This is a genomic window from Paenibacillus sp. FSL H3-0457 (genome assembly GCF_037981725.1).
Lineage (GTDB): Bacteria > Bacillota > Bacilli > Paenibacillales > Paenibacillaceae > Paenibacillus > Paenibacillus amylolyticus.
In genome coordinates this window covers 4,511,590-4,534,288 of the sequence record NZ_CP150283.1, presented here as the reverse complement: position 1 = coordinate 4,534,288, position 22,699 = coordinate 4,511,590, and the positions used below count along the sequence as shown (strand labels likewise).

Annotated in this window: 19 protein-coding genes; 15 read left to right on the top strand and 4 right to left on the bottom strand. The window is 44.5% G+C overall.

Going from position 1 to position 22,699, the window contains the following annotated elements; translation table 11 throughout:
- Positions 1 to 16: 16 nt before the first annotated feature.
- The 6 genes from MHH25_RS20120 to MHH25_RS20095 all read left to right on the top strand — a co-directional run bounded on the left by MHH25_RS20120 (position 17) and on the right by MHH25_RS20095 (position 8,261).
- Positions 17 to 1,225 carry a HEAT repeat domain-containing protein gene (locus MHH25_RS20120; protein ID WP_091018251.1) on the top strand — a complete coding sequence of 403 codons (1,209 nt, stop codon included), beginning with the start codon at positions 17 to 19 and terminating at the stop codon, positions 1,223 to 1,225.
- Between the two features lie 22 nt (positions 1,226 to 1,247).
- On the top strand, positions 1,248 to 2,648 hold the full coding sequence (locus MHH25_RS20115) for a glycosyltransferase (protein WP_340017904.1): 1,401 nt from the start codon (positions 1,248 to 1,250) through the stop codon (positions 2,646 to 2,648).
- A 237-nt stretch (positions 2,649 to 2,885) separates the two neighbouring features.
- Positions 2,886 to 3,689, top strand: a complete 804-nt coding sequence (locus tag MHH25_RS20110) for a response regulator (RefSeq protein WP_340017903.1) — start codon at positions 2,886 to 2,888, stop codon at positions 3,687 to 3,689.
- 154 nt (positions 3,690 to 3,843) lie between these two features.
- On the top strand, positions 3,844 to 5,211 hold the full coding sequence (locus MHH25_RS20105; RefSeq protein ID WP_036674926.1) for a nucleotide sugar dehydrogenase: 1,368 nt from the start codon (positions 3,844 to 3,846) through the stop codon (positions 5,209 to 5,211).
- 29 nt (positions 5,212 to 5,240) lie between these two features.
- Positions 5,241 to 6,140: a hypothetical protein gene (locus MHH25_RS20100; RefSeq protein WP_340017902.1), complete on the top strand. Its 900-nt coding sequence runs from the start codon at positions 5,241 to 5,243 to the stop codon at positions 6,138 to 6,140.
- A 1,026-nt stretch (positions 6,141 to 7,166) separates the two neighbouring features.
- Positions 7,167 to 8,261 carry a hypothetical protein gene (locus tag MHH25_RS20095; RefSeq protein ID WP_340017901.1) on the top strand — a complete coding sequence of 365 codons (1,095 nt, stop codon included), beginning with the start codon at positions 7,167 to 7,169 and terminating at the stop codon, positions 8,259 to 8,261.
- Here the strand turns inward: MHH25_RS20095 and MHH25_RS20090 are convergent.
- Positions 8,244 to 8,645 carry a hypothetical protein gene (locus MHH25_RS20090; RefSeq protein ID WP_340017900.1) on the bottom strand — a complete coding sequence of 134 codons (402 nt, stop codon included), beginning with the start codon at positions 8,643 to 8,645 and terminating at the stop codon, positions 8,244 to 8,246. The genes MHH25_RS20095 and MHH25_RS20090 overlap by 18 nt on opposite strands.
- A 318-nt stretch (positions 8,646 to 8,963) precedes the next feature.
- Positions 8,964 to 9,836, bottom strand: a complete 873-nt coding sequence (locus MHH25_RS20085; protein WP_340017898.1) for an AraC family transcriptional regulator — start codon at positions 9,834 to 9,836, stop codon at positions 8,964 to 8,966.
- Between the two features lie 732 nt (positions 9,837 to 10,568).
- Between MHH25_RS20085 and MHH25_RS20080 the strand changes: the two genes are divergently transcribed.
- From MHH25_RS20080 to MHH25_RS20055, 6 genes are all read left to right on the top strand, one after another.
- Positions 10,569 to 11,753, top strand: coding sequence for an LLM class flavin-dependent oxidoreductase (locus tag MHH25_RS20080; RefSeq protein ID WP_340020527.1), 1,185 nt, complete (start codon positions 10,569 to 10,571; stop codon positions 11,751 to 11,753).
- Between the two features lie 252 nt (positions 11,754 to 12,005).
- Positions 12,006 to 13,280: an extracellular solute-binding protein gene (locus MHH25_RS20075; protein WP_340017897.1), complete on the top strand. Its 1,275-nt coding sequence runs from the start codon at positions 12,006 to 12,008 to the stop codon at positions 13,278 to 13,280.
- Positions 13,281 to 13,283: 3 nt separating this feature from the next.
- The gene (locus tag MHH25_RS20070) at positions 13,284 to 14,156 is read left to right on the top strand and encodes a sugar ABC transporter permease (protein WP_017687487.1); all 873 of its coding nucleotides are present in this window, start codon (positions 13,284 to 13,286) and stop codon (positions 14,154 to 14,156) included.
- A gap of 49 nt (positions 14,157 to 14,205) precedes the next feature.
- On the top strand, positions 14,206 to 15,021 hold the full coding sequence (locus tag MHH25_RS20065; protein ID WP_036674932.1) for a carbohydrate ABC transporter permease: 816 nt from the start codon (positions 14,206 to 14,208) through the stop codon (positions 15,019 to 15,021).
- Between the two features lie 113 nt (positions 15,022 to 15,134).
- A complete protein-coding gene (locus tag MHH25_RS20060; protein WP_036614537.1) occupies positions 15,135 to 16,352 on the top strand; it encodes an MFS transporter in 1,218 nt (405 codons plus the stop codon).
- Positions 16,353 to 16,629: 277 nt separating this feature from the next.
- Positions 16,630 to 17,517: a cell wall hydrolase gene (locus tag MHH25_RS20055; RefSeq protein ID WP_340017896.1), complete on the top strand. Its 888-nt coding sequence runs from the start codon at positions 16,630 to 16,632 to the stop codon at positions 17,515 to 17,517.
- A 275-nt stretch (positions 17,518 to 17,792) separates the two neighbouring features.
- Here the strand turns inward: MHH25_RS20055 and MHH25_RS20050 are convergent, their stop codons facing one another.
- Positions 17,793 to 18,515 (bottom strand): hypothetical protein, encoded by a 723-nt coding sequence (locus MHH25_RS20050; protein WP_340017895.1) that lies wholly within the window; start codon positions 18,513 to 18,515, stop codon positions 17,793 to 17,795.
- A 94-nt stretch (positions 18,516 to 18,609) separates the two neighbouring features.
- Here MHH25_RS20050 and MHH25_RS20045 point away from each other — a divergent pair, with 94 nt between their 5' ends.
- The 3 genes from MHH25_RS20045 (at position 18,610) to yaaA (ending at position 21,532) form a co-directional block, all read left to right on the top strand.
- A complete protein-coding gene (locus MHH25_RS20045; protein ID WP_340017894.1) occupies positions 18,610 to 18,972 on the top strand; it encodes a hypothetical protein in 363 nt (120 codons plus the stop codon).
- 714 nt (positions 18,973 to 19,686) lie between these two features.
- The gene (locus tag MHH25_RS20040) at positions 19,687 to 20,565 is read left to right on the top strand and encodes a prohibitin family protein (protein ID WP_081746030.1); all 879 of its coding nucleotides are present in this window, start codon (positions 19,687 to 19,689) and stop codon (positions 20,563 to 20,565) included.
- Between the two features lie 214 nt (positions 20,566 to 20,779).
- Positions 20,780 to 21,532, top strand: coding sequence for a peroxide stress protein YaaA (gene yaaA, locus MHH25_RS20035; RefSeq protein WP_340017893.1), 753 nt, complete (start codon positions 20,780 to 20,782; stop codon positions 21,530 to 21,532).
- Between the two features lie 206 nt (positions 21,533 to 21,738).
- Here the strand turns inward: yaaA and MHH25_RS20030 are convergent, their stop codons facing one another.
- Positions 21,739 to 22,302, bottom strand: coding sequence for a DUF4879 domain-containing protein (locus MHH25_RS20030; RefSeq protein ID WP_338706519.1), 564 nt, complete (start codon positions 22,300 to 22,302; stop codon positions 21,739 to 21,741).
- Positions 22,303 to 22,699 lie beyond the last annotated feature (397 nt).

Sequence of the window (22,699 nt, the reverse complement as noted above, 5' to 3'; positions counted from 1 at the left end):
AGGAGGACCTTTTCACATGTTTCCAAGTTTGGCTTTGGCCTATCTGTTTTTGTACATCTGTATCGCACTTGTTGTTGTAGGCGTCATCGTATTGTTTGCCATGAAAATGTCCCACAATGGCAAACGACGCAAGACGGCGTTTTATGAATTGAAGCAGCGTGACTACTTCACCTATCTGCAAACAGCCTTGACCGAGAATAGTCCACTCAAATTGCCGCCAGGCAAGCTGGCTCCGCTGGAACGCAGAGTCATTCAGGACAGGCTGATTGAATGGATCGACCAGTTCAAGGGTGAGTATCGCGACAAATTAATCGCACTGTGCCGTGAAGCAGGATTCGTAGAGCATGATCTGAAGGAACTGGGCCGTCTGCGTTATGGTCGCCAGATTGATGCAGCTTATCGCTTGGGTGGCATGCGTTGTCCCGAAGCTGTTCCGGGTTTGATGGAATTGCTGAAGGATGAGAAACCGGGCCCGATGGCCATTATGATTGGTCGATCCATCTCCAGATGTACGACTCGGCAAGGTGAACTGAAAGACATGCTGGCATTGCTGTTAACCAAAGGCAAGTCCATTCACCATCTGGCAGCCGATATTCTGCTCGAAACGAGTCTGGATACGAGCAGAATTCTAATTGAATTGCTGGAAGACCGGAATCCTGATTTTGTCAAAGTCGGACTGGTTGCCATGTGGGGACAGGCTGTACCTGAAGTGATGCCTGCACTGGACAGACTGGTAGGCGCAGAGCATCAGGATGTACGTGCCGAGGCGGTGAAGCTGTATCTTAGCGCAAGTCCGGCACTCCGGGATGAGACCATTCTGAAGCTGATCCAGGACCCCGATCCGGAAGTTCGCGCCGAAGTGGTACAAGCGCTTGGTTCGAAGCATGCATCTGGCAGTATTCCATTGCTGCGCAAAGCGCTGCGGGATGAGGACTGGAGAGTTCGATATAACAGTGCGGAGAGTCTGAGCAAGCTCGGTGAACCGGGATTCGAAGCACTGTGTCAGGCTGCGGTGCAAGGTACAGTTGCTGAGCGCGAGATTGCGATGCAGCAGATTGAGAGCACCATGCAGCATACGAGAACCGATGACAGAGCTGTAGAGCAGATGATTGCACATAACAAAAAAAGACTGCTATACGATCGTTATTTTGGCCCTGTCCGAGAGAACAGAACCAGCAAGAAACGCACAGGTGTCGCTACGGTAGGAGGGGATTACACTGCTTAGGGATCTATTATTAATCTACGGCATGGTCGCAATCTACTATGTTGTTTTTGTAAATACGCTCTATTTTTCCATTCTGGCTTTATCGTTCCGTAATATCTGGACGATCTTCCGACGGTCGCATTATTCCAAATACAATACATTGTCAGGCTCGGAACTGGTGCCTTCGGTCTCTCTGCTGGTACCGGCGTACAACGAGGAACTGACGATTATTGAAAATGTGAACTGTCTGATGACGCTGAATTATCCAACATATGAAGTCATTGTGGTAAATGATGGCTCCAGTGATGCGACACTGAATATCCTGTTGAAAGAATATCGTCTGAAGCCAGTACCCAATACGAAGATTCGGGGCAAGATCGCCTGTCAGAAAATTCGTGGAATCTACCACAATCCAGAGTTCCCTGATCTGTATGTCATTGACAAGGAAAACGGCGGTAAGGCCGATTCCCTCAATGCGGGGATCAACCTGTCCCATTATCCGTTGATCTCTTCCATCGATGCCGATTCTTTGCTGGAGAAGGATGCCCTGATCCGCATGGCACGCATGTATATGGAGAATCCGGAAGAGACGGTAGCCATCGGTGGAGATGTACGGATCGCCAATGGCTGCAAAATTGAAAACGGGGCAGTGCAAGATGTATCACTGCCACGCAAGATCTGGCCCATGTTCCAGTCGATTGAATATCTCAAAGCCTTCCTGGGTGGACGGATTGGCTGGAGTCACATGAACGGTCTGATCATTGTCTCTGGTGCCTTCGGCATGTTCCGCAAGGACGCAGTAATCGCCGTAGGCGGATACCGGGATGGTTATCCTGGGGAAGACATGAACATCATCATCAAACTCCACCGTTATATGCTGGAGAACAAATTGAAATACCGCGTTGCCTTCTGCCCTGAGGCCGTATGTTGGACACAGGCACCGGATTCCTACCGGATCTTGTCCAGTCAGCGCAAGCGCTGGGGCCGTGGGAACCTGAAGAACATGCTGGAGAATCGGGGCATGCTGTTCAATCCGAAATATAAGGTTATGGGTATGGTGACCATGCCATATAACGTCCTTTTTGAAGCGCTCAACCCGTATTTCCGGATTACCGGACTTCTGGCTCTCGCTGGATATGTGCTTCTGGATATGACGCAATGGCCGATTCTGGTTCTGTTCGGACTGCTGAACTTTGTGAGTGGTTATCTGCTGAGTGTAGGCGCACTTGTTCTGGAGGAGATTGCTTTCAAGCGTTACAACAAACTCTCCGATCTGGTCAAAATGCTCGTCTACTCCGCGCTGAAATTCGTGGGTTACCATCAGCTGGGCGTACTGTGGAGATTGCAGGGACATGTGCAGTTCATGCAAAACAACAACTCATGGGGTACTATGACACGCCAAAGCTGGTCCGAGGATGAGAAGAAAACAAGCGAAGCTGCTTGATTAAAGAATAATCAAAGCAATTATATGTCCAACTAGACATTTACACGATAACGGAGAGGGCAGAAAAAGCCTGTAGAAGCGAAGCGTTCGCCTTTATTCCCGGATTTCCCCTTGTATAAAGGAATCAAAAAATCTGGGGATAACAGTGATCGAAAGGCTGTTCTGTCATCGGAGTGTCAGTGTAAATAATATTTTTTGGACTTATATAGATAATCGAGGAGAAGGGTGGAAAAGAACATGCCAAATACGGCGACATTGCAGCGTGAGGCTGCCGTTAATGTGTACCGAAGTGTAGAACAGGGATTGAAGGAAACGGGTGCCGAAACATGCGGCTTAATGTTCATCCATTGTGCAGGAAACTCTCAACCTGAGCAGAAGGTCAGGACACATCTGGAACAGACAAGCGGGACATCCTTCCAGGTGTGGAAGGATGGGGCCACTCAGGCGATAGCCGTCCTGCTGCCAGGGTTGTCACTGGATGAAGTTCATTATGAAGGACTTCGGATCAAACATGAGTTGCAAGAGACCGTACCCGGTGCCGATCCACAGATTACACTGGCCAGTTTCCCGGAAGGGGAGCGCCCTTCGAAGGCAACCATTCAGCATATGGCTGAATCCTCGAAGCTCGTAGATTCGTCGGAGATTCATATCTACACGCTGGACAATACGGCGGACGAGCCAGAACGAATTTTGATTGTGGACAACGATCCTACGGTACGCGAATTCCTGCAATTGCGGTTGAAGATGCAGGGGTACGAAACCTATGAAGCTGTCGATGGACTGGCTGCACTGGAGTTAATCGAGAAGGTTACACCAGACCTGGTGCTCACCGAGCTGAATCTGTATGGCATCGATGGTCTGCCGTTCATCCATCATATTCAGAACCTGGAGATGGAGCAGCCACCCAAAATTGTTGTGTTGACCGAACAACGTGTCGAGCAGACGATCAGTCAATGCTTCCGCAGCGGCGTGGATGATTACATGACCAAACCGTTCTCACCCGTAGAGCTGGATGCCCGAATCAGACGCTGCCTGCACTAGAAGACAGCTTGGAACAACTGATTGTGTGAAGTGCAAAGAAAGAGCTTTTTTGACACTATGAATCAGATAGATTAGAGCAACATTTAGAGCACAGACACTCATCTATTTATATGGATTTTAAGCACTACCAAATACACTGCCCGGAGGGAATATCATGGAGAATCAACAATTCCACACATTACTGAATGCGATTGAAAATAAAGAAGCTGTACTCGGCGTTGTCGGGCTCGGTTACGTAGGACTTCCACTTGCCGTGGAAATGGTCAATCAAGGTTTCACGGTAATCGGAATTGATCTGGATGCGTCCAAAGTAGAAAGTATCTATCAAGGAGATTCCTATATTCACGATATTTCGTCTGATGAGTTGAAAAAAGTAATGCAAAGCGGTCGTTTCCAGCCAACGACAGATTACAGCATGCTGCGTGTGATCGACGCCCTCAGTATCTGCGTACCGACACCTCTTAGTGAGAATCAGGACCCGGATACGTCTTACATCGAGACTGTTGTGGATCAGATCAAACTGCACATGAAACCAGGCATGCTGATTACGCTGGAGAGCACCACTTATCCAGGTACAACCGAAGAACTGATCCAGCAGCAGCTGGACAAGATCGGACAAGAAGCAGGTAAAGACTATTTCCTCTGCTTCTCGCCTGAGCGTGTGGACCCGTCGAACGGACGTTTCACAACATTTAATACGCCGAAAGTAATCGGGGGCACAACTGAAGCTTGCTTGAAGCTCGGAACAGCGCTATATGGAAAATATGTAGAAACCGTAGTACCGGTATCCTCACCAAAAGTGGCTGAGATGTCCAAACTGCTGGAAAACACATTCCGCAGTGTGAACATTGCCTTTGTAAATGAAATGGCGATGATGTGTGACCGCATGGGCATCGATATCTGGGAAGTTATTGACGCGGCGGCGACGAAACCATTTGGTTTCATGCCATTCTATCCAGGCCCAGGCATCGGTGGACACTGCATTCCACTTGATCCGATGTACCTGTCATGGAAGGCCAAAGGCTTCCGTTTCTATAGCAAATTCATTGAGCTGGCGCAATCCACCAATGACAACATGCCATATTATGTGCTAAACAAAACGTCAACGATTCTGAACGAATACGCTAAATCCGTACGTAAATCCAATATTCTGCTCCTCGGTATGTCGTATAAACCAAATATTGCAGACCTGCGTGAATCACCAGGACTGGAAGTATATGAACTGTTCAAGGAAAGTGGAGCTAACGTTAGCTACTACGATCCACATGCGGATTCCTTCCAGGACAAACATGGCGAGACCGTACACAGCGAAGCGTTCAATCTGGAACAGTTCAAGAAGTACGATTGCATCGTGCTGATCACCAACCACAGCGATTTGCCTTACTTTGATATTGCCGAGATGGGTGTACCGATTCTGGATACACGTAATGCGTTCCGTTCATACACACATCCGCATATCTACAAGATTGGTCACTCGGTACAGCATCCTGTGCTTGAGCCAAGTGAAGCGTTGCTCGTCTGAGGAAATATATGAGGCAACGGGGCAAACTGATGGGTATGGCGAAATGGGCCATTCTGGCTGTGGTGTTGTGCCTGCTGCTTCTGTCCTGGATGTTCAAATGGTTCTCGGCAGAGGAACACAAAGCGACCTGGCTGTGGGACGCGTCCATTATTGCAGAGCAGACACCTGAGATTATTGCTTTCTCCAAAGAACAGGGCGTGGATACCATCTTCCTGCAAATCCAGGATGAGTTGCCTGACGCAACATACCGCAAATTCATTGCGGCTGCCCGACAGGCTGAGATTGAAGTGCATGGACTTAACGGTCATGCAGACTGGGCCTATGAGGAGAAGCGGGATGAAGGACTTGCTTTTATCGAGCGAGTACGAGCATACAATGCAGCTTCTGCGAAGAATGAACGTTTCGAAGGCATTCAACTGGATGTGGAGCCGTATCAGCTGAAGCGCTGGGAGAACGAGGAGAGCAGCGTCATTGCAGAGTGGCAGAACAACATGAAGGCATGGACAAAAGCCGGCGAGGATGCCGGACTGTACATGAGCGCTGCCATTCCGTTCTGGCTTGATGCCCGTCAGTCGGCTGAAAGTGATGGTACATTCAGTCGCTGGGTCATTTCCCACTTCGATGCGGTAGCTATTATGGCTTACCGGGATAGTGGACAGCAGATGTATGATCTGTCCAAGGAAGAACTGGACGAAGCGGATGATCTCGGCAAGAAAGTCTGGATTGGAGCGGAACTCGCGGATACACACGAGGGGGATCACCTGACCTTTTTCCGTAAACCGGTTAGCAATATGAATGAAGAGATGGCAAAGGTGTTTGATCTGGGTTCCTCTCATTCTTCATTTGCAGGTGTGGCTGTGCATCATTATGAAGCATGGTATGCGAAGGAGAACGGTATTCCGCTTGCGCGCAAGAGCGAGGAGAAGTAGTAGTAGGCATTGAAGCCATTGAGAATTAATCTAATAATTCTAAATAATCATATAGTTTCTTTCGACATGTTGGAAATCTATTTCCTAAGAGATTCTAAGAGATGGGGAGCATATATGGACAAAACGAATATCATGGCTGAATTTATCAGTACAGGAGATCATATTGCACCGAAATTAATCACAGATCAGCTTTGAATTGAACAATCATAATATCACACATGAATAATGTAGAACTATAGCCCTTGATTTGAAGAGCAATTCATCATCAAAACATCTAAAATAAAGAGAAGTAACCGTTTGGACGTAGCAGCATTGCATACGAAAAGCGATTGGGTCTATGGTTATATAAACACACAACCATCCCAAAATGAAATGAACTGGGATGGTTGTTAAGGTGATAGATTGTCAATATGAAGGATGGACGTAAGTTGGTGCTATTTTTGGACAGTAAAAGGAATTTGCAGTGAAGTGTTACCTGGAAAATAAGATGAACTGATATCGTATTGGTGGAATGAACTTATTGTCAAAGTAATAAAATGCTTCTTGGGCCAGTGTTCTCGGCAATCCTCGAAACTTTCCCCGTTTTGGTGCTTACGTATCCACGTTATGATTTGGCTTTCGCTCTTGATGCCAAACTTCTCCATGATGCGGCTGTACGTCCAACCTTCTTCCATTCGAGGCGAATCGCTTCTTTTTTTTGATTTCTTCGCTATATCGATAAAAATTTTTACATTTATTTTCTATTAAAACAAAAATTTCCTCATTTTTATAGTGCTGAGTTCATTTTAACATGATCTCTTTTTTTCACTGTCTACCTTGAGGGGATAATACCAAATCGGACCATTTTTCCCCTATGGAATTCTTTTTAGTGTACACAACTCAATTTCGAATAAAAGATTTATGGATCTTTTTTTGTAATTGGTTTATAATTTTGTTTGAAAACTACAAAATAAACCATAAAGCCCCGCTATAGTAATAAATCAAAAATTTTCGCGAGATGCGGAACTTATAAAAGGAGTATTTTAAATGAATAAAATCCTTCCAGTGCGTTTCCCATTCATATCATCCTATCCATATTATGCCAATCCTTTAACAATCTTAGCTGCTACAGGAAATGAATACATACCTTGGATGTTAAACAATTTTATTCAACTATCTTGTCACCCAGAGAACAAAATTTTGAAAGTTGATTTTTTTCAGGAATGGATTACTTGGGCGCCATATAGCTGTCCTCACCTTGATGTGCAATTTATTAGCAAAGAAATATATGAAGCAGATCGTAATATAATTGATACCCTTATTTACTCAATAAATAAGGGGTATTATATACAGATGAAAGTCAATCATAAGTATCTTTCCTTCTCAAATGCTACATGGTATAAACAGAAAGATATGGCTCATGAATTATTAGTATACGGATACGATCTAAACAATAAAACACTAAATGTTGCTGACAATTTTGGGGGGAAGTATGAATATAAAACCTGTTCATTTGAAGAATTCTTAAATTCATACCGCAATACCTCTTGCTTTAATTTGGACTATTACGAAAAAGTAATGCTATATAAGCCAACTCCTGATCAGAGTATAGTAATAGATCCTCTTAAAATATCAGATTCATTTATTGACTTTTTAGAGTCAAGAGATACCCGTAATCGAGATAATCGAAGTGTGAATTGGGCAAACAATATAGTTTTAGGAATCAATACTTATAATAAAATACATGATTACATAATGACATGTTATGAAAATCACTCACACTTAGATCACAGACTTCTCCATGTTGTTTGGGAACATAAGAAATGTATGGTTGCTAGAATTGAATTATTACAAAGTATTGGTATCGCTTTGCAATCACCAGTGTTAGATATGTATAAAGATCTAGAACGGGTCGCCCTAATATATAGAAATATAATCATAAAGGCGATTGTAACTAAAAATAACTCGAAATTGGAAAATGTTGCAAAAGGAATACTATCTTTTATCAATACAGAAACAAATATATTGAATGAACTTTTAGAACAAATTTACTTTAAATATAAAAATAGTGATGAAATTTCTATTTTAGGAAATTCAAATAATATTTCACGGAAATGGTCTCTACTATCTCCAATTAAGTAACTCCTGAATCCGTGAAATAATCATGGTCGTCCAAACAAGAGGCTTGGTTTTCTCCACAATCGTATCGTCATGAATGACAAATAGCGGCTCGGTTGTCTGCTTGGAGATTTCGGTGATCTGAGCCAAAGCTTCCGCCTTAATCCGATTTTGCAGCACGCTTTCATCCCATTTACCTTCCACCAGAAAATGACCAATCGACGTTCGATGGCGATCACTATATTCGGCTACATCGACCACTTTTCCTCGGAACCCCTTGGCTGTGGAAGCGACCATGTACGACTCGATATGCTTCATGACCGGTTTGGAAAAATAGAGGGGCAGGCGATGCTCTGATAAAAAGTTGCGAATGGCGGCATGTTCGGGTACGATGTGAGTATGAGACATAGTGATCGCTCCTCGTGAAAAAGTTTGTTATGGTGACTACTTTTTAACACAAGGAGAGCACTTTGTCTCTATTTTTTTTGTATTTTACAGTTTATTGGAAGCGAATTTGCTCATTTATAGATAGAAAAAAGGCAAGTCCCGGGTTGAAGGGGCTTGCCTTTTTTGGTGGGGGATTTTGCAGAACGCTAATATACAGGAGTCCATCGCAATCCGTTAAACTTGGCACAGCGCACAGTGCACAGTGCATAGTGCACAGTGCTCAGTGCTCAGTGCTCGGTGCTCAAGGTACGAAGGGGCGGGGGAGTGAAAGGGAGCTCCTCAGCTTTTGCTATTTTCGGTTGTGCGATAGCGATTGGGCGGCAGACCGACTTGCTTTTTGAACGCTTTGGAGAAGGAGAACAAGTCCGGGTAACCTACGGAATGAGCCACTTCAGTTAAGCTTAGCGGGGTCTGCACTAGCAGGCGTTTGGCCTGATTCATTTTCAATTGTTGGATATATTGCACAGGGGACAGACCATAGGCTTTGCGGAACTGTTTGGCAAAATGGGTTCGATCCACACCCGCATGAGCGGACACACCTTCCACGGAGATACCGCCTGCAAAATGAATGTCCATGTATTCCTTGCCTTTCTGAAGCCAAGGCGTGGCTGAATCCGGTTGCAATCCTTTGGTTGCGGGAGACCGGGCGATCCGGTCGAAGAGGTTTAGAAATCGGGTGAGTCGTCCCAGATCACTCGCTCCATCCTGCGGTTTGCGAACATCCTCCATGAACGAGCGCATGGCACTTGCAGTCTCCGGGGTAAGTACACCTGAACGGTACGGTGAGTCGGGTGTAAGTCCAATTCGAGACAGTAACTCGGCTGCATGTGCACCGTCAAAAGCAATAAATATTTTCTGCAACGTATCCTCGGGGTCTGTCCAGTACTCATGGGTAACATGTGGAAACAGACAGAACGCATCCCTGGCACGAAGGGCGTGACGCTGTCCGTTCTGTATGAATGTACCTTCCCCCTCCAGTACAAACAGCAAATAATAATAAGGCGTAGTACGCGGGCCAATATGATAGTTGGTCTTGGCTATATTTCGTCCGATGCGAATCGGCCAGGCGCCACCAGCTTTCTCGAATTCAGATGGAGTGAAGAAAATAATATCCAAAAACTCATGGTGGTCCTCCTTCATGCTCTCGGTCATCAGGAACACCTCTTTATTGTATAAGTATCGTTTGTACATTCTAAAAGTTTCACTTATAGATGTAGTTCAAAAAGTCCACTTCTGATTACGAATCATGCCAAGTGGCATTATCAACATCGAAGCTGAAATTCAGCCGAAATAAGCGGGAGGCTTACGAAGTATGTTTCCTTTGGAAACATTGTGGTTGCTCACGTAGTTTTCCTACGCTCCGCTACTCCATTTCTAGCTTCATTCCATCTTCTTGGTACTAAAAACCAGACTTTTTGAACATGTATTTAAACCTATTATACAGGTGGGTTTTATATATATTCAAGATCAGGAAGACCTAAATCTGAGAAAAGACCACAAAATGACAAAATAAAATTGCCGCGAAATGACATTGATCATAGACAAATCAATTGTTATGATGTCCATACCTATTAAACCAAGTTAAATAATCGGCATTTGGATACCTACTTTGAAAATGAGTTAGAAATTAGGCACACTTTAAAAATAAGTTTTAAACGAGTGCAAACGTAGTGGAGGGGACGAAATCGATTCTGAAGAAACGTAGTGTTCACCTTCATCTCCGGATTTTCCCTTAGAAAAGGGAATCAAAAAAATCTGGAGATAACAGTGATCGGAAGAACGATTCGTACCCGGAACTCAAGGAGGCTTTAACGGTAACTTTTTTTAACATGGGACTTTATTTATTCATAGAAGGGATTGACTTTTGTGAGCGAACAGGAAGAAATGAAGTTTGGATGGTTTTTGCCTACAGCAGGGGATGGTAAGTATGTAGGGGTTGCCCCGGAGCGGGAGCCGAGTCTGGATTATCTGATTGATGTGGCACAGACGGCGGAGAAGGCAGGATTCGAATTTGTACTGATTCCGACAGGGGGAGCCTGTCTGGACGCGTGGGTGGTTGGCTCGGCTGTGATGAGTCACACAAAGACATTGCGTCCCCTTGTCGCCATTCGCCCGGGATTGGTTACACCCGTACTCGCTGCACGAATGGGAGCGGCACTGGATCAGCTCTCTGGTGGTCGCGCCATGATCAATGTGGTGACAGGCAGTTCTGTTCGAGATCTGGAGGAACTCGGCGATCCACTGGCACATGCGCATGATGAACGGTATGTGCGGGCGAGCGAGTATATGGAAGTGATGAAGCGTTCATGGACCCAATCGGCGGGACTGAATCTGACGGAGTTTGCAGGAAGTGGTTCAAAATCTGGCGCAGATGCACCCAGCAATCCCAATCCTGAATTCAACGGCCAGTATTATAATTTCAAAGGACCGGTAGGCATGCCGGAGACGGTGCAAAATCCGCATCCACCATTCTATCTGGGAGGAAGTTCTCCGATTGCCAAGAAGGTCGCTGTTGAACATGCGGATACGTTCCTTATGTGGGGCGAGCCTCATGACTGGATTCAGGAGCAGATCGAAGAGATTGAGGTCATCCGTCAGCAGGTGAAAGAGGAAACGGGACAAGATCGTCAGCTCCGTTACGGCATGCGTGCTCAGGTACTCATTCGGGATACCGAAGAAGAAGCATGGGCAGCAGCTTGGGAGATTATTAGCAAAGTACCACCAGAAGCGATTGAGAAAGCCAAATCCGCTTTTGCAGAGACGGATGCAACCAACCAACGCAGACAGAACGAGCTACGGGAGCTGTCCGAGAAGCAACAGTTTGTCGTAGGTCCCAACCTGTGGACAGGCTTGTCCGTTGTTCGTTCCGGCGGTGCGATCCTCATTGTAGGTACAGCCGAACAGGTCGCAGAACGTTTGATGGAGTATGGAGATCTCGGCGTTACGACTTTCATTCTGTCCGGTTACCCGCATCTGGAAGAGGCCGAAATCTTCGGCCGGACCGTGATGCCTATCATTCGCGAGAAATGGAAAACAAGACAGAAGCAGCATCAAGTTACTACTAACTAAGTAAGTTTAACTAATCTTTTTATACGAAAACGGAGAGGACAGAAATAACGTGAAGAAGCGAAGCTAAAAGCTTTCTGAAAGAAAGCTACTTCGTAAGCATCATCTTGCCTTTATCCCCGGATTTTTCCTTTTATAAAAAGGAATCAAATAAATCTGGGGATAAAGGCGATCGGAAGGTTATTCTGTCATCGGAGTGGTCAGTATAAACATTCTTTAGTTAAAATATCAAGCATCCTCAGGAGGTCGTCTTTCATGAAAAAAAACAAAAAATTAATCCTGCCGCTTGTCAGTATGCTGGTGATGTCCATCCTGCTGTCAGCTTGCGGCGGTGGGGATAACGCGTCATCTGGAGAGAACGGCTCCTCGGGTTCAGGTAAAGTTACGATCAGCTTCATGCACTGGCGTGGAGAAGATTCCGAAGCACTCAACAAGACTATTGACGCATTTGAAAAAGAAAATCCGAACATTAAAGTGGAGATGCAGACGCTGCCTTCCGATCAATATCAGTCCACCGTACAATCCAAAATCAGTGACGGTTCGGTAGGAGATGTATTTGCCTCCTTCCCGGGTGCACAGTTCGAAGCTTTCACCAAAGCCGGCTTGTTCACGGACCTGACCGGATCATCGTTTCTGTCGGCCTACAATTCAAAGCTGATTGAATCAGGACAGCACGATGGCAAGCAATATGCGATTCCGTATCAACTCGTATATAACGATCCAATCTATAACGTAAAACTGTTTGAACAATACGGCTTGACGCCACCAACCGATTGGGAAGGCTTCCTGGCACTTTGCCAGAAGCTGAAAGACAATGGTATCATTCCGATTGCCTTTGCCGGAGCGGACATTGGCCCAGGGCAATTCATGAATACGATGGTGATGAACAATGCACCGAGTGACGACATTTTTACCAAAGTAGAAGCTGGCGAAGCCAAACTGACGGATGAGTTTTGGGTGAAAACGTTGACTCAAATCAAGGAACTGAACGATAAAGGTTACTTCCAGCAGGATGCACTGGGTACAAAAGACCCTGCGGCGGGCGCACTGTTTATTCAAGAGAAAGCAGCGATGCTGGCGAGTGGATCATATCAATTGGCACAGAACAAGCAGCAGAATCCGAACCTGAAGCAAAAACTGCTTGCACCGATTACAGTAAGTGCCGATCAAGCGAAGTATGAAGGGGTGCATACGACCACATTCATGCTCGCCGTGAACAGCAAGTCTAAACATCCGGAAGAAGCGAAGAAGTTCCTCGAATTCCTTAGCAATCCCGATGTAGCGAGTAACTATGCCAACCAAACGGGACAAAATGTAACAGTGAATGATGTGAAGTACGATACGCCTGAGCTTCAGGTAGCCGGAGAATGGGCAACCAAAAAGACCGTGTTCCAGCCACGGTTCACCATCCTGAACGGAGATAATCAAAAAGCAGTAACCAACTCTATCCAGTCTGTACTGAGCGGCACTTCTCCAGAAGAAGCAGCACAGCAGGCACAAGCGATCATTGATCAGCATATCGGGAAATAAACGATGAAAAACCGTCTTCAGCTATCCCTATTTCTGATCCCTGGGTTGCTGCTGTACGTTGGATTGTTCGTATTTCCTACATTGACGGGGCTGTTCTACTCCTTTACGGATTGGGATGGGGTATCCCCGTCGTATGCATTTGTAGGGCTGGATAATTACAAGGACAGTCTCAGCAGCATCGTATTCCGCAAAGCCTTTGGCAACAACGTGGAGTTCATGTTAACGGTTGTTATTGCACAAACCTTTATATCACTTGTCCTGGCTCTACTCTTGGTACGTAATACCAAGACACGCATCGTGCTTCGGGCATTGTATTTCCTGCCTGCGATTCTGTCCTCCGTATCGGTTGGACTGATCTGGGCATTTATGTATGATCCATCTATCGGACTAATCAACTATGGACTTAATGAAGCTGGGATGAGCAGCATTGCTCGTAACTGGATTGGAGATCCCAAAATCGCCATCTATTCCATCGCTGCGGTACAGGTATGGGCCCATGCTGGACAGATGATGATTGTATTTATCGCGGGTCTGCAAGGTATTCCGGCAGAACTGTATGAAGCGGCTCGTATGGACGGCGGCAGCAAATGGCAGGTATTCCGTACCGTGACTTGGCCACTGCTGGCACCTTCGGCAACGATTGTTGTGGCCTATACGACCATTCAGTCGTTCAAGGCATTTGACCTCATTTTCACAATGACGGACGGAGGACCGAACTACGCAACTGAAATTTTGACAACATATATCTATCATACCGCCTTTGGCAGCTATTCATTTGGTCTGGCTTCTGCCGGTTCCATGATCTTCCTGGTGTTGCTCGCGCTCTTGACGCTGTTGCAGTTCAAGGCACTGCGTGCCGACCGGGTAAGCTATTGAGGTTGATGTTGGAGCATTCATCCTGCAATCGAGGCAGAAGGGAGTTCACATGTTTTTAAAATGGTTCAATCGCCTGATCCTATTGGTGTACGCGCTACTTATCCTCGTGCCGCTGTACTTTGTATTTGTATCCTCGTTCAAAACAAGCAGCAACTTCTTCACCAGTCCATTCAGCTGGCCGGACCCGTTTACGTGGGATAACATCACTGGCATGTTTCGCAATCAGCCGATGTGGCAATATTTCGGAAACAGTCTGGTCGTGACGCTTGGTACGGTTGCCATTGAGTTATTGCTGAGTAGCATGATTGCTTACGCCATTGTCCGCTGGGGCGGCAGTGTAGGAAAAATCGTGTTTGCTCTGTTCGTAGCAGGGTTGATCGTTCCATCCCAGGTGAGTATGCTGCCGATCTATTCCCTTACGCGTACCCTCGGCTGGTCGGACAGTCTCACGGGCCTGATTGTCGTATCCGCGGCTATGCTGATGCCTGTCTCAGTATTTATGCTGACAGGTTTCATGCGCATGCTCAATTCGGAGATTCTGGAAGCGGGCAGTATGGATGGGGCCAGCGAATGGAGACTCTATACGCGGATTGCACTGCCACTGGCTGCACCTTCGCTGGCGGCAACGGCTACGTTCCTGCTCGTCATGGTCTGGAATGACTTGCTTATTCCGATGCTGATGCTCAGCAGTAAGTCCAAGCTCACTTTACCGCTCGCACTTATGCAGTTCCGCGGAGAATACGTGACGAACTATCCGATGATGCTTACAGGTGTGCTGGTAACGGCCATTCCGATGATCGCGTTGTTCCTTCTACTCCAGCGTTACTTTGTAGCAGGTCTGACAGCGGGTTCACTCAAGGGGTGAGGTATCGCAGAAATCGGAAGGAAAAGCTTATTTTGCATTGATTTCTGGAGCATTCTGCATAATAATGATTTAGTGTCAGAATGACTACATAGAGATCAAGGGAGCTATAAGTGATGAGCAAACTGGAAGTATTGCGGAATCCCAAGCAGCGCAAGCTGCTGTTCAGTGCCGGCATGAGCTGGCTGTTTGATGCGATGGAAGTTGGTATGATCTCCTTTATCGTGGCTGCACTCGCCAAGGAATGGAGTCTCAGTCCCGGACAAGTCGGCGTGCTTACGAGTATTAACTCGATCGGTATGGCGCTCGGTGCTTTGCTTGCAGGTGCACTTGCGGACCGTTTTGGACGGAAGGCCATACTGATGTGGACCTTGTTAATCTTTACGATTGCAAGCGGTCTGTCTGCATTGGCGACTGGATTTGCGGTATTGTGTGCACTGCGTCTGGTTGCGGGTATTGGACTTGGTGGAGAGCTGCCCGTGGCATCCACACTGGTATCGGAGTCGATGCCTACAGCCGAACGGGGACGTGCCGTTGTATTATTGGAAAGTTTCTGGGCAGGAGGCTGGATTGTATCGGCGCTCATTGCCAACTTTGTCATTCCGGAGTACGGATGGAGAATTGCTTTTGCCATTGGTGCGCTTCCGGCGTTCTATGCACTGTATCTGCGTCGTGCCATTCAGGACCCGCCGCGGTACAAGAATCATACCAAGCTTCATAAAATCACGTTCCGCGAGAAAGTGGCTACCGTCTGGTCAGCACCACATCGCCGTACAACGTTGATGCTCTGGATTTTGTGGTTTACCGTCATTTTCTCTTATTATGGAATGTTTCTGTGGCTACCTTCGGTTGTGATGGCAAAAGGATTCACGTTGGTTAAAAGCTTCCAATACGTGCTGATCATGACGATTGCACAGTTGCCAGGTTACTTCACCGCTGCGTACTTTATTGAACGTTACGGTCGCAAGTTCGTACTGGTTGTGTATCTTACCTTGACTGCATTCAGTGCGATTGCGTTTGGATTGGCTACAACGGAAGCTACGATCCTGACCGCAGGAATCTGTCTTTCCTTCTTCAATCTGGGAGCCTGGGGTGGTCTGTACGCCTACAGCCCAGAATTGTATCCGACTTCCGTTCGTTCGACAGGTGTTGGCCTTGCCACATCGGTTGGCCGAATCGGTGGCGTACTGGCTCCATTAATGGTCGGTATGCTGGTTCAACGCGAAGTGGCAATCAGCCTAATTTTCACGATTTTCTTCGTGACAATCCTCATTGGCGCAGCAGCTGTACTGTTCTGGGGCCGGGAAACGAAGGGTCAGGAACTTGCTGAGTAATTGTCAATAAATACAACGCAACTTTTGTACAGGTCTGCCTGCCTACGGAAAAACGGGTTGGACAAGCGGTATATGGTTGATACAAGAAGGGGCATGACCATGGTGTGACCATGGGCTCATGCCTCTTTTTGTTATGTTCAGTGTCGTTTTTTCACTGCGTCATCGGTCCGATAGACTTCGTTTTTTCTATATCCTATAATGACACTCGGGATGTCCAACCGTGAGGATTCAGGGGAAAGAAGTGGGATCTGGATTCAGAAAAGTGGAGGTTAATGGAATGATGAAGAACAACATCGAAATGGATCAAGCGAATGAAATCAATGAAAAGAATATGATAAGTGAATTAGATAGCGTGAGTGAGATGAAAGAGATGAAGGTGGGAAGCCATATGATCAGTAATGAACGGACTACAGTTGATAGCACAAATGAGGGGCTGGATCAATTAACGTTTGCTGACAACATGGAACCTATCACTGTCAGTCGGAAATTCACTCATGGGAAGGGGAACACGGCTGGCAAAAGAGCAGGGCGGGTCAGCATGCTTCTCGGTGCCTGCGCATTGACTCTGGGATTAACCGTGGCAGCTCCTTCAGCGGGAGCACAGAAGCTGGAACAAGGTGTTCGTAGCGAGCATGTGCTGCAATTGCAGGAGCAATTAAGCGATCTGGGGTACTTCGACGCCGGAATGACTGGATATTATGGTTCGATTACCAAACGTGCTGTCCGTGAGTTCCAGCAGGCGCAGGGACTAAGTGCAGATGGCGTTGCAGGTCCAGCGACGCTGAACAGGCTGAACAAAAAGGCCAAAGCCGAAGGCGAGACGCTGCGCCAGTTGGCGAAGCTAATCCATGGTGAAGCGCGCGGAGAGTCTTTTGAAGGGCAAGTCGCTGTTGGTGCGGTTGTTCTAAACCGGGTGCATTCGAGTGCATTCCCATCATCGATCTCCAAGGTCATTTTTCAGAAAGGTCAGTTCACGGCTGTAGACGATGGACAGTTCAATACGAAGCCGACTCAGACCTCTTACAGAGCCGCTCGTAAAGCTTTAAATGGCGCTGATCCAACAAACGGAGCGCTCTATTATTACAATCCGAAGATTGCCACTTCGGTGTGGAGTAAGAGCAGGCCGACGCTGCTGACCATTGGGCAGCATGATTTTACGAGATGATGTATTAAAGTAAAATCATAATAAGCGATTTCAAATCTATATCTATGATTTGATGATTAATTAAGTAAAAAATGATAACATGAGTTTATTTTAAATTGAATTGCATCATAAGATTGGAAAAAAATATAGAGCATACGGGTTGTTGAATGTTGTTAAGGAATTATTGCGGTTTTTGATGAAAAGAAATTAGTTAAAAATATAATGAGCATTTTTTCATTCTTTATAAGTAGTAAAAAAGACCTCTTTTCAAAAGAGGTCTATACTTATTTAGCAGTTTAGTATACTCTTAAAACCCAGTTAATTGGAGTTGTTCCACCAATGGCATCAACTGCAACAGCCTTAAAATCTACGGCTACTGATGATCCGTCGTAGCTGGCAAACACTGGTGTCCAGTTCCATTCTCTTACAAGTACTGTGCCATGGCTCACCAATTTAAAGTTTACTGATTTATTCTGATTAACTTTTGCAATATTTTCTGAAGCTCCAAATTGTTGCACTGAAATACTATGATCCTTAGTACCTGGTGTACGACCATTGTTTTCCCATCTAAAAGACACTTTATCTATAGTGACGTAATTACCATTCTTCCCTGTGAAGATATAATATACAGTTCCATATACTTTCATGTTAAATTCTTTGAATGTATTGTTGCTAGAAAGTTGACCATTTGTTGCTTGAAGTGATACATCTGTAGCATATTGAGTGACAATTTCACCTGTTTCTTTGTTTTGAAGATCGTACAAAGGACGAGTGGTGTTCTCTAAAAGTTTATAGTTGAAATTTTCTGAATCATCGGAAACTTCTAAATCGACTTTAGGAAGAGTTTCGTTAACTGATTGGATGCCGAAAGTGTCTAAATTAGTGTCATCATATTTTTTTACAATAGTATATTTGCTTGTGTCATAGTCTGGGTTCTCCTGTGCTGCCAAAACAGAATTTCCACTTGAAAAGATGAGAGCGACTGCGATAAGTGGGGTGATGATTTTCTTGAAATTCATAATATTCCTCCATTTTCCTAAGATGTATTTTTTTTGGATCTATTATATGATAAACTAGTATTTACCAAATTTCAACTATAAAGGGGAATTTATTGTGAAAAAAATAATGTGTATCTTGTTTCTTCTTGTACTGTTAACTGTATCGGCTTGCTCAAATAATGTGTCTTCTTACACAGGGGAGAGTGAAAATTGGAGTGTTTCATCGACAGTACAAAGTAATAATTCTACAGCAAGTTATGATTACGAAATTAAATACTTAGGGGATAATGCTGCCTCAATTGAAAAAGTTAATTATAAATTTATGAGTAAAAATATTCATGCTAAAGGAGAGGTTCCTTTTAATTCAGTAATTAGAGGGAAAGCTGAAGGATTATCTCCATTTTTGGATGAGGAGGAATTTATAGTTCAGATTGATTGGGATGGGAATACAGAAAAAGTGATTGTTACTAAGAAATGATTTTGAAATTTTATGATTATTACAGAAATTATTTTTAATGTATTTTAGGGAAATTGGATGCAAGCAGTAATATATCTGTAGGTATAGCTGAGAGATTGGTGCAGTAATTGTCTGATCCAGCTTTTATAAATTGATTGATATTTTTATGATTTAGTTCGAACTGTTATTTTATCTAGGCCAGCTCAATGCGAGCTGGCCTGTTCTCTTTGAGTCCTATGATCATATGGCTATTGTATAGATCCCGCAATCCATAAAGAGTTCAGAAGGCTAATGTGCCTGCTTAAAAATTTAGCCTATGATGAACTCAAAAGCATTATGTGTCCGAACAAATAGTGTGTTATATGCAGAGTATAGAATTAATACAGAAGTAACAATAATTCCTCCGTCAGCAGCAATAACTAAGATGTTTGAGGAGGTTCAATATTTGCATCTCTTCAATGTAGAATTTTGAGCCTTCACAAAGTGGGTGGATATCATTGAAACCTAATACTAATTTACAAAGTATATATAAAGGAGGATATAATTAGTTACCATTTATAAATTTGTACTCGGTTACATCCATAGAGGGGAGGACGGATATGCCATTTATTGGGGGAATCATTTTAATTTTTATCCTAGCATTTATTCTATGGTCATTAATGTTCCCGCTATTCAATAAAATAGGTAGTAGAATTTTGAAGAAATACAATAAATTCAAACAAGAGGAGAATGGTGATGAAAAATTCAAAGACGTTTAGGGTAGGGGCAATTGCGGTTGCATTAGTTATTATAGTGGGAGTGCTAATGGTGACCTTCTTTTTAACACGAATTCCTAATGGATATGTTGGGGTCGTTTATTCACCAAATGGAGGCGTAAAAGATAGCACACTGAGTCAAGGGTGGAAACTCGTTGGAGCGTTTGATAAAGTGACGAAATATCCGATCCGAATTCAAACAGTTGAATACAGAGATATTCAGATTGCTACTTCTGACGGGAAAAACATCACAATTGATTTTGCTTACAACTACCAAGTAGAACCAAGTAAAGTATCTTCTATATTCAATACATTTGGGCCAATTAGCATTCAAGAAATTGAGGATACATATCTCAAAACACGTTTCCGTGACGCAGCTCGTAAGGGGATTTCCAAGTTTACAGTCATTGATGTGTATGGTGAAAAGTCATCCGAAGCAGGAGTAGACGTGCAACAACGTTTTTCTGATGACGTTAAAGAGTTAGGCTTTATTGTATCCAACGTTACTGTAGGTGTTCCTCAACCTGACGCCAAGACTCAGGAAGCAATCGATAAGCGTGTCGAAGCTTCTCAAGAACTGGAACGTAAAACGACTGAACTTGAGATCGCCAAGAAAGAAGCAGATCGTAAGCGCGTGGAAGCGCAAGGTAATGCAGACAAACTATTGATCGAAGCAGAAGGTCAAGCAAAAGCAAATAAAGAACTTCAACAATCATTATCGAGTCAACTCGTTGAATATGAAACTATCAAGAAATGGGATGGAGCCCTTCCATATGTAAGTGGGTCAAATACGCCAATGATTCAATTGCCAACTACAAAAACAGAGCAAAATAGCGGCGCGGGGAGCGTATCTCCCTAATCGCGGTTTGAGTTGCACGCCTTGTTTTCTCACCAATTGAATGTGTTGAATTCTAATGAACAAGCTGGTCCAATCGTGGGCTGACTTGTTCATTTTGAGTCTTTTCAAAGGTACTATGAGGGATTTAGTTAAGCCATGGCATTGGATTCACCTGTCCAATCCTGTACAATGGATAACGACAAAAACAACGGTAGATTAAGGATGGATTAGCACGATGAGAATTATCATATCACCAGCTAAAAAGATGAAGATTGATACCGATCTTATGGCTATCGCGCAGATGCCGCAGTTTATAAACGAGTCAGAACAGCTATTGAGTCTGCTTCAAGAGTTATCCTATGACGAACTCAAAGCGATGTGGAAGTGTAACGATGCAATCGCCGAACAGAACGTGGAGCGGATTCGGAATATGAATATTAAAGCAAATCTGACACCAGCCATCTATGCCTATGAGGGCATTCAGTATCAATATATGGCTCCGGGTGTTTTTCAAGATGAGGAACTGGCGTATCTTCAACAGCATTTACGTATTTTATCCGGTTTTTATGGCATGTTACGGCCTTTGGATGGGGTTACACCTTATCGGTTGGAGATGCAGGGCAAGCTGCAAGGTCCAGGCTTCAAATCGCTCTATCAATTCTGGGGTAGCAAACTCGCAGATCAGCTTCAATCAGAAAGCAACTACATCCTAAATCTGGCTTCCAAAGAGTATAGCAAAAATATTTTGCCTTTTCTGAGTGAGGAAACCCGGTTCATTACATGTGTATTCGGACAAATGGTCAATGGGAAGCTTGTTGAAAAGGCAACCTGGGCCAAGATGGCCAGAGGTGAGATGGTACGGTACCTGGCAGAGCGTAAGATTACAGATGTGGAAGATGTAAGAAACTTTGATCGGTTGAACTTCGCTTTTTCAGAAGAAAGATCCGATGAGAGTACTTATGTATTCATACAAGCAGAGGGCAAGTAGCCTGCTGTGCAACGGTGGGTTCCTATACAAAGTCGGCCCTTTAAGGTCACAATGAGAAAAGACGCAGGGGATGTATATCCCTGCGCCTGATCAAGAATTATTAAATCCGTGTCTAAAGCTGATGAGCTTTTGGGCTTACTTCCCGTATTCCTCATGATAGAACCAGGATAGCCAATTCCGCCAATATTCATATTACATCCTTCCTATTAACGAACATTAATCCAAGCGGTCCACTGTGTTGGAATATTAATGGAATAGACTGTACCTACAAATTGTCCCCCTGTAGTAGGCGCTTCATAAACCCAAGAATAGGCCCAAGCGTCTACGACACGATCACCGTCCAGATCAATAGCTTCAGACCAGTTGTTAGTCATTGTATTGCCGGCGAGTGTGCCGTAGTGACTGCTGTCATAACCGATCTGGAAAGTAATACACTGAATCCAAGCCCCACCATGATCATTGGTTGTGGAGAGTGGGTTGTTATTGAAGCCGTAAATTTCTTGGCCGCCATTAGGAGATACGACACCGTATACATTAATGTGAGATACTTTCGGAGCAGGCGCAAACAGAACTGGACCACCCGCATTATCTGCCTTCTGCGATTCAAATTCAGCCTTAGCCGCTTTCACAGCTTCACGGAATTCTTTGGAATTAATAATTTCTTCCTTTGTCATAGGTTTGGCTTGAGTCACATCACCGTCTGCATAGGCAGCTACATTAAACGAAAGCACTAGAACAAGAATAAGAGCTAAACTAATCAATTTTCTCATAGCAATAAATTCCACCTTTCTTGTTATGGGGATTCTTTTACAAAAAACATGCGGTTACGACAAATAGACCTGCTTGCAGATTAAAGCCTCTTGCCCTCCTCTCTTTTAAAGATGGTTCTTCCCCTTTTTTCTTTACTGAAACAGAAATTAAGGAGGTAGAACTCTACAGGCTAGAAAACTCTATGAAGTAGGAATGTATATGTAAAATGAATGCCTGCCAATGATTATGTGTTGCAGACAAAATGTAAAACTCATTTATACGCATTGATATATTAGCTATGATAGGCTCTGATACCCACCTTGAAAATATAAGATTCCAAAATAAATATTTAAATTGTAATATATTCCATTTATACAAACATATAGTACACCTAATCATCCGCACGAGTCAAGTTCA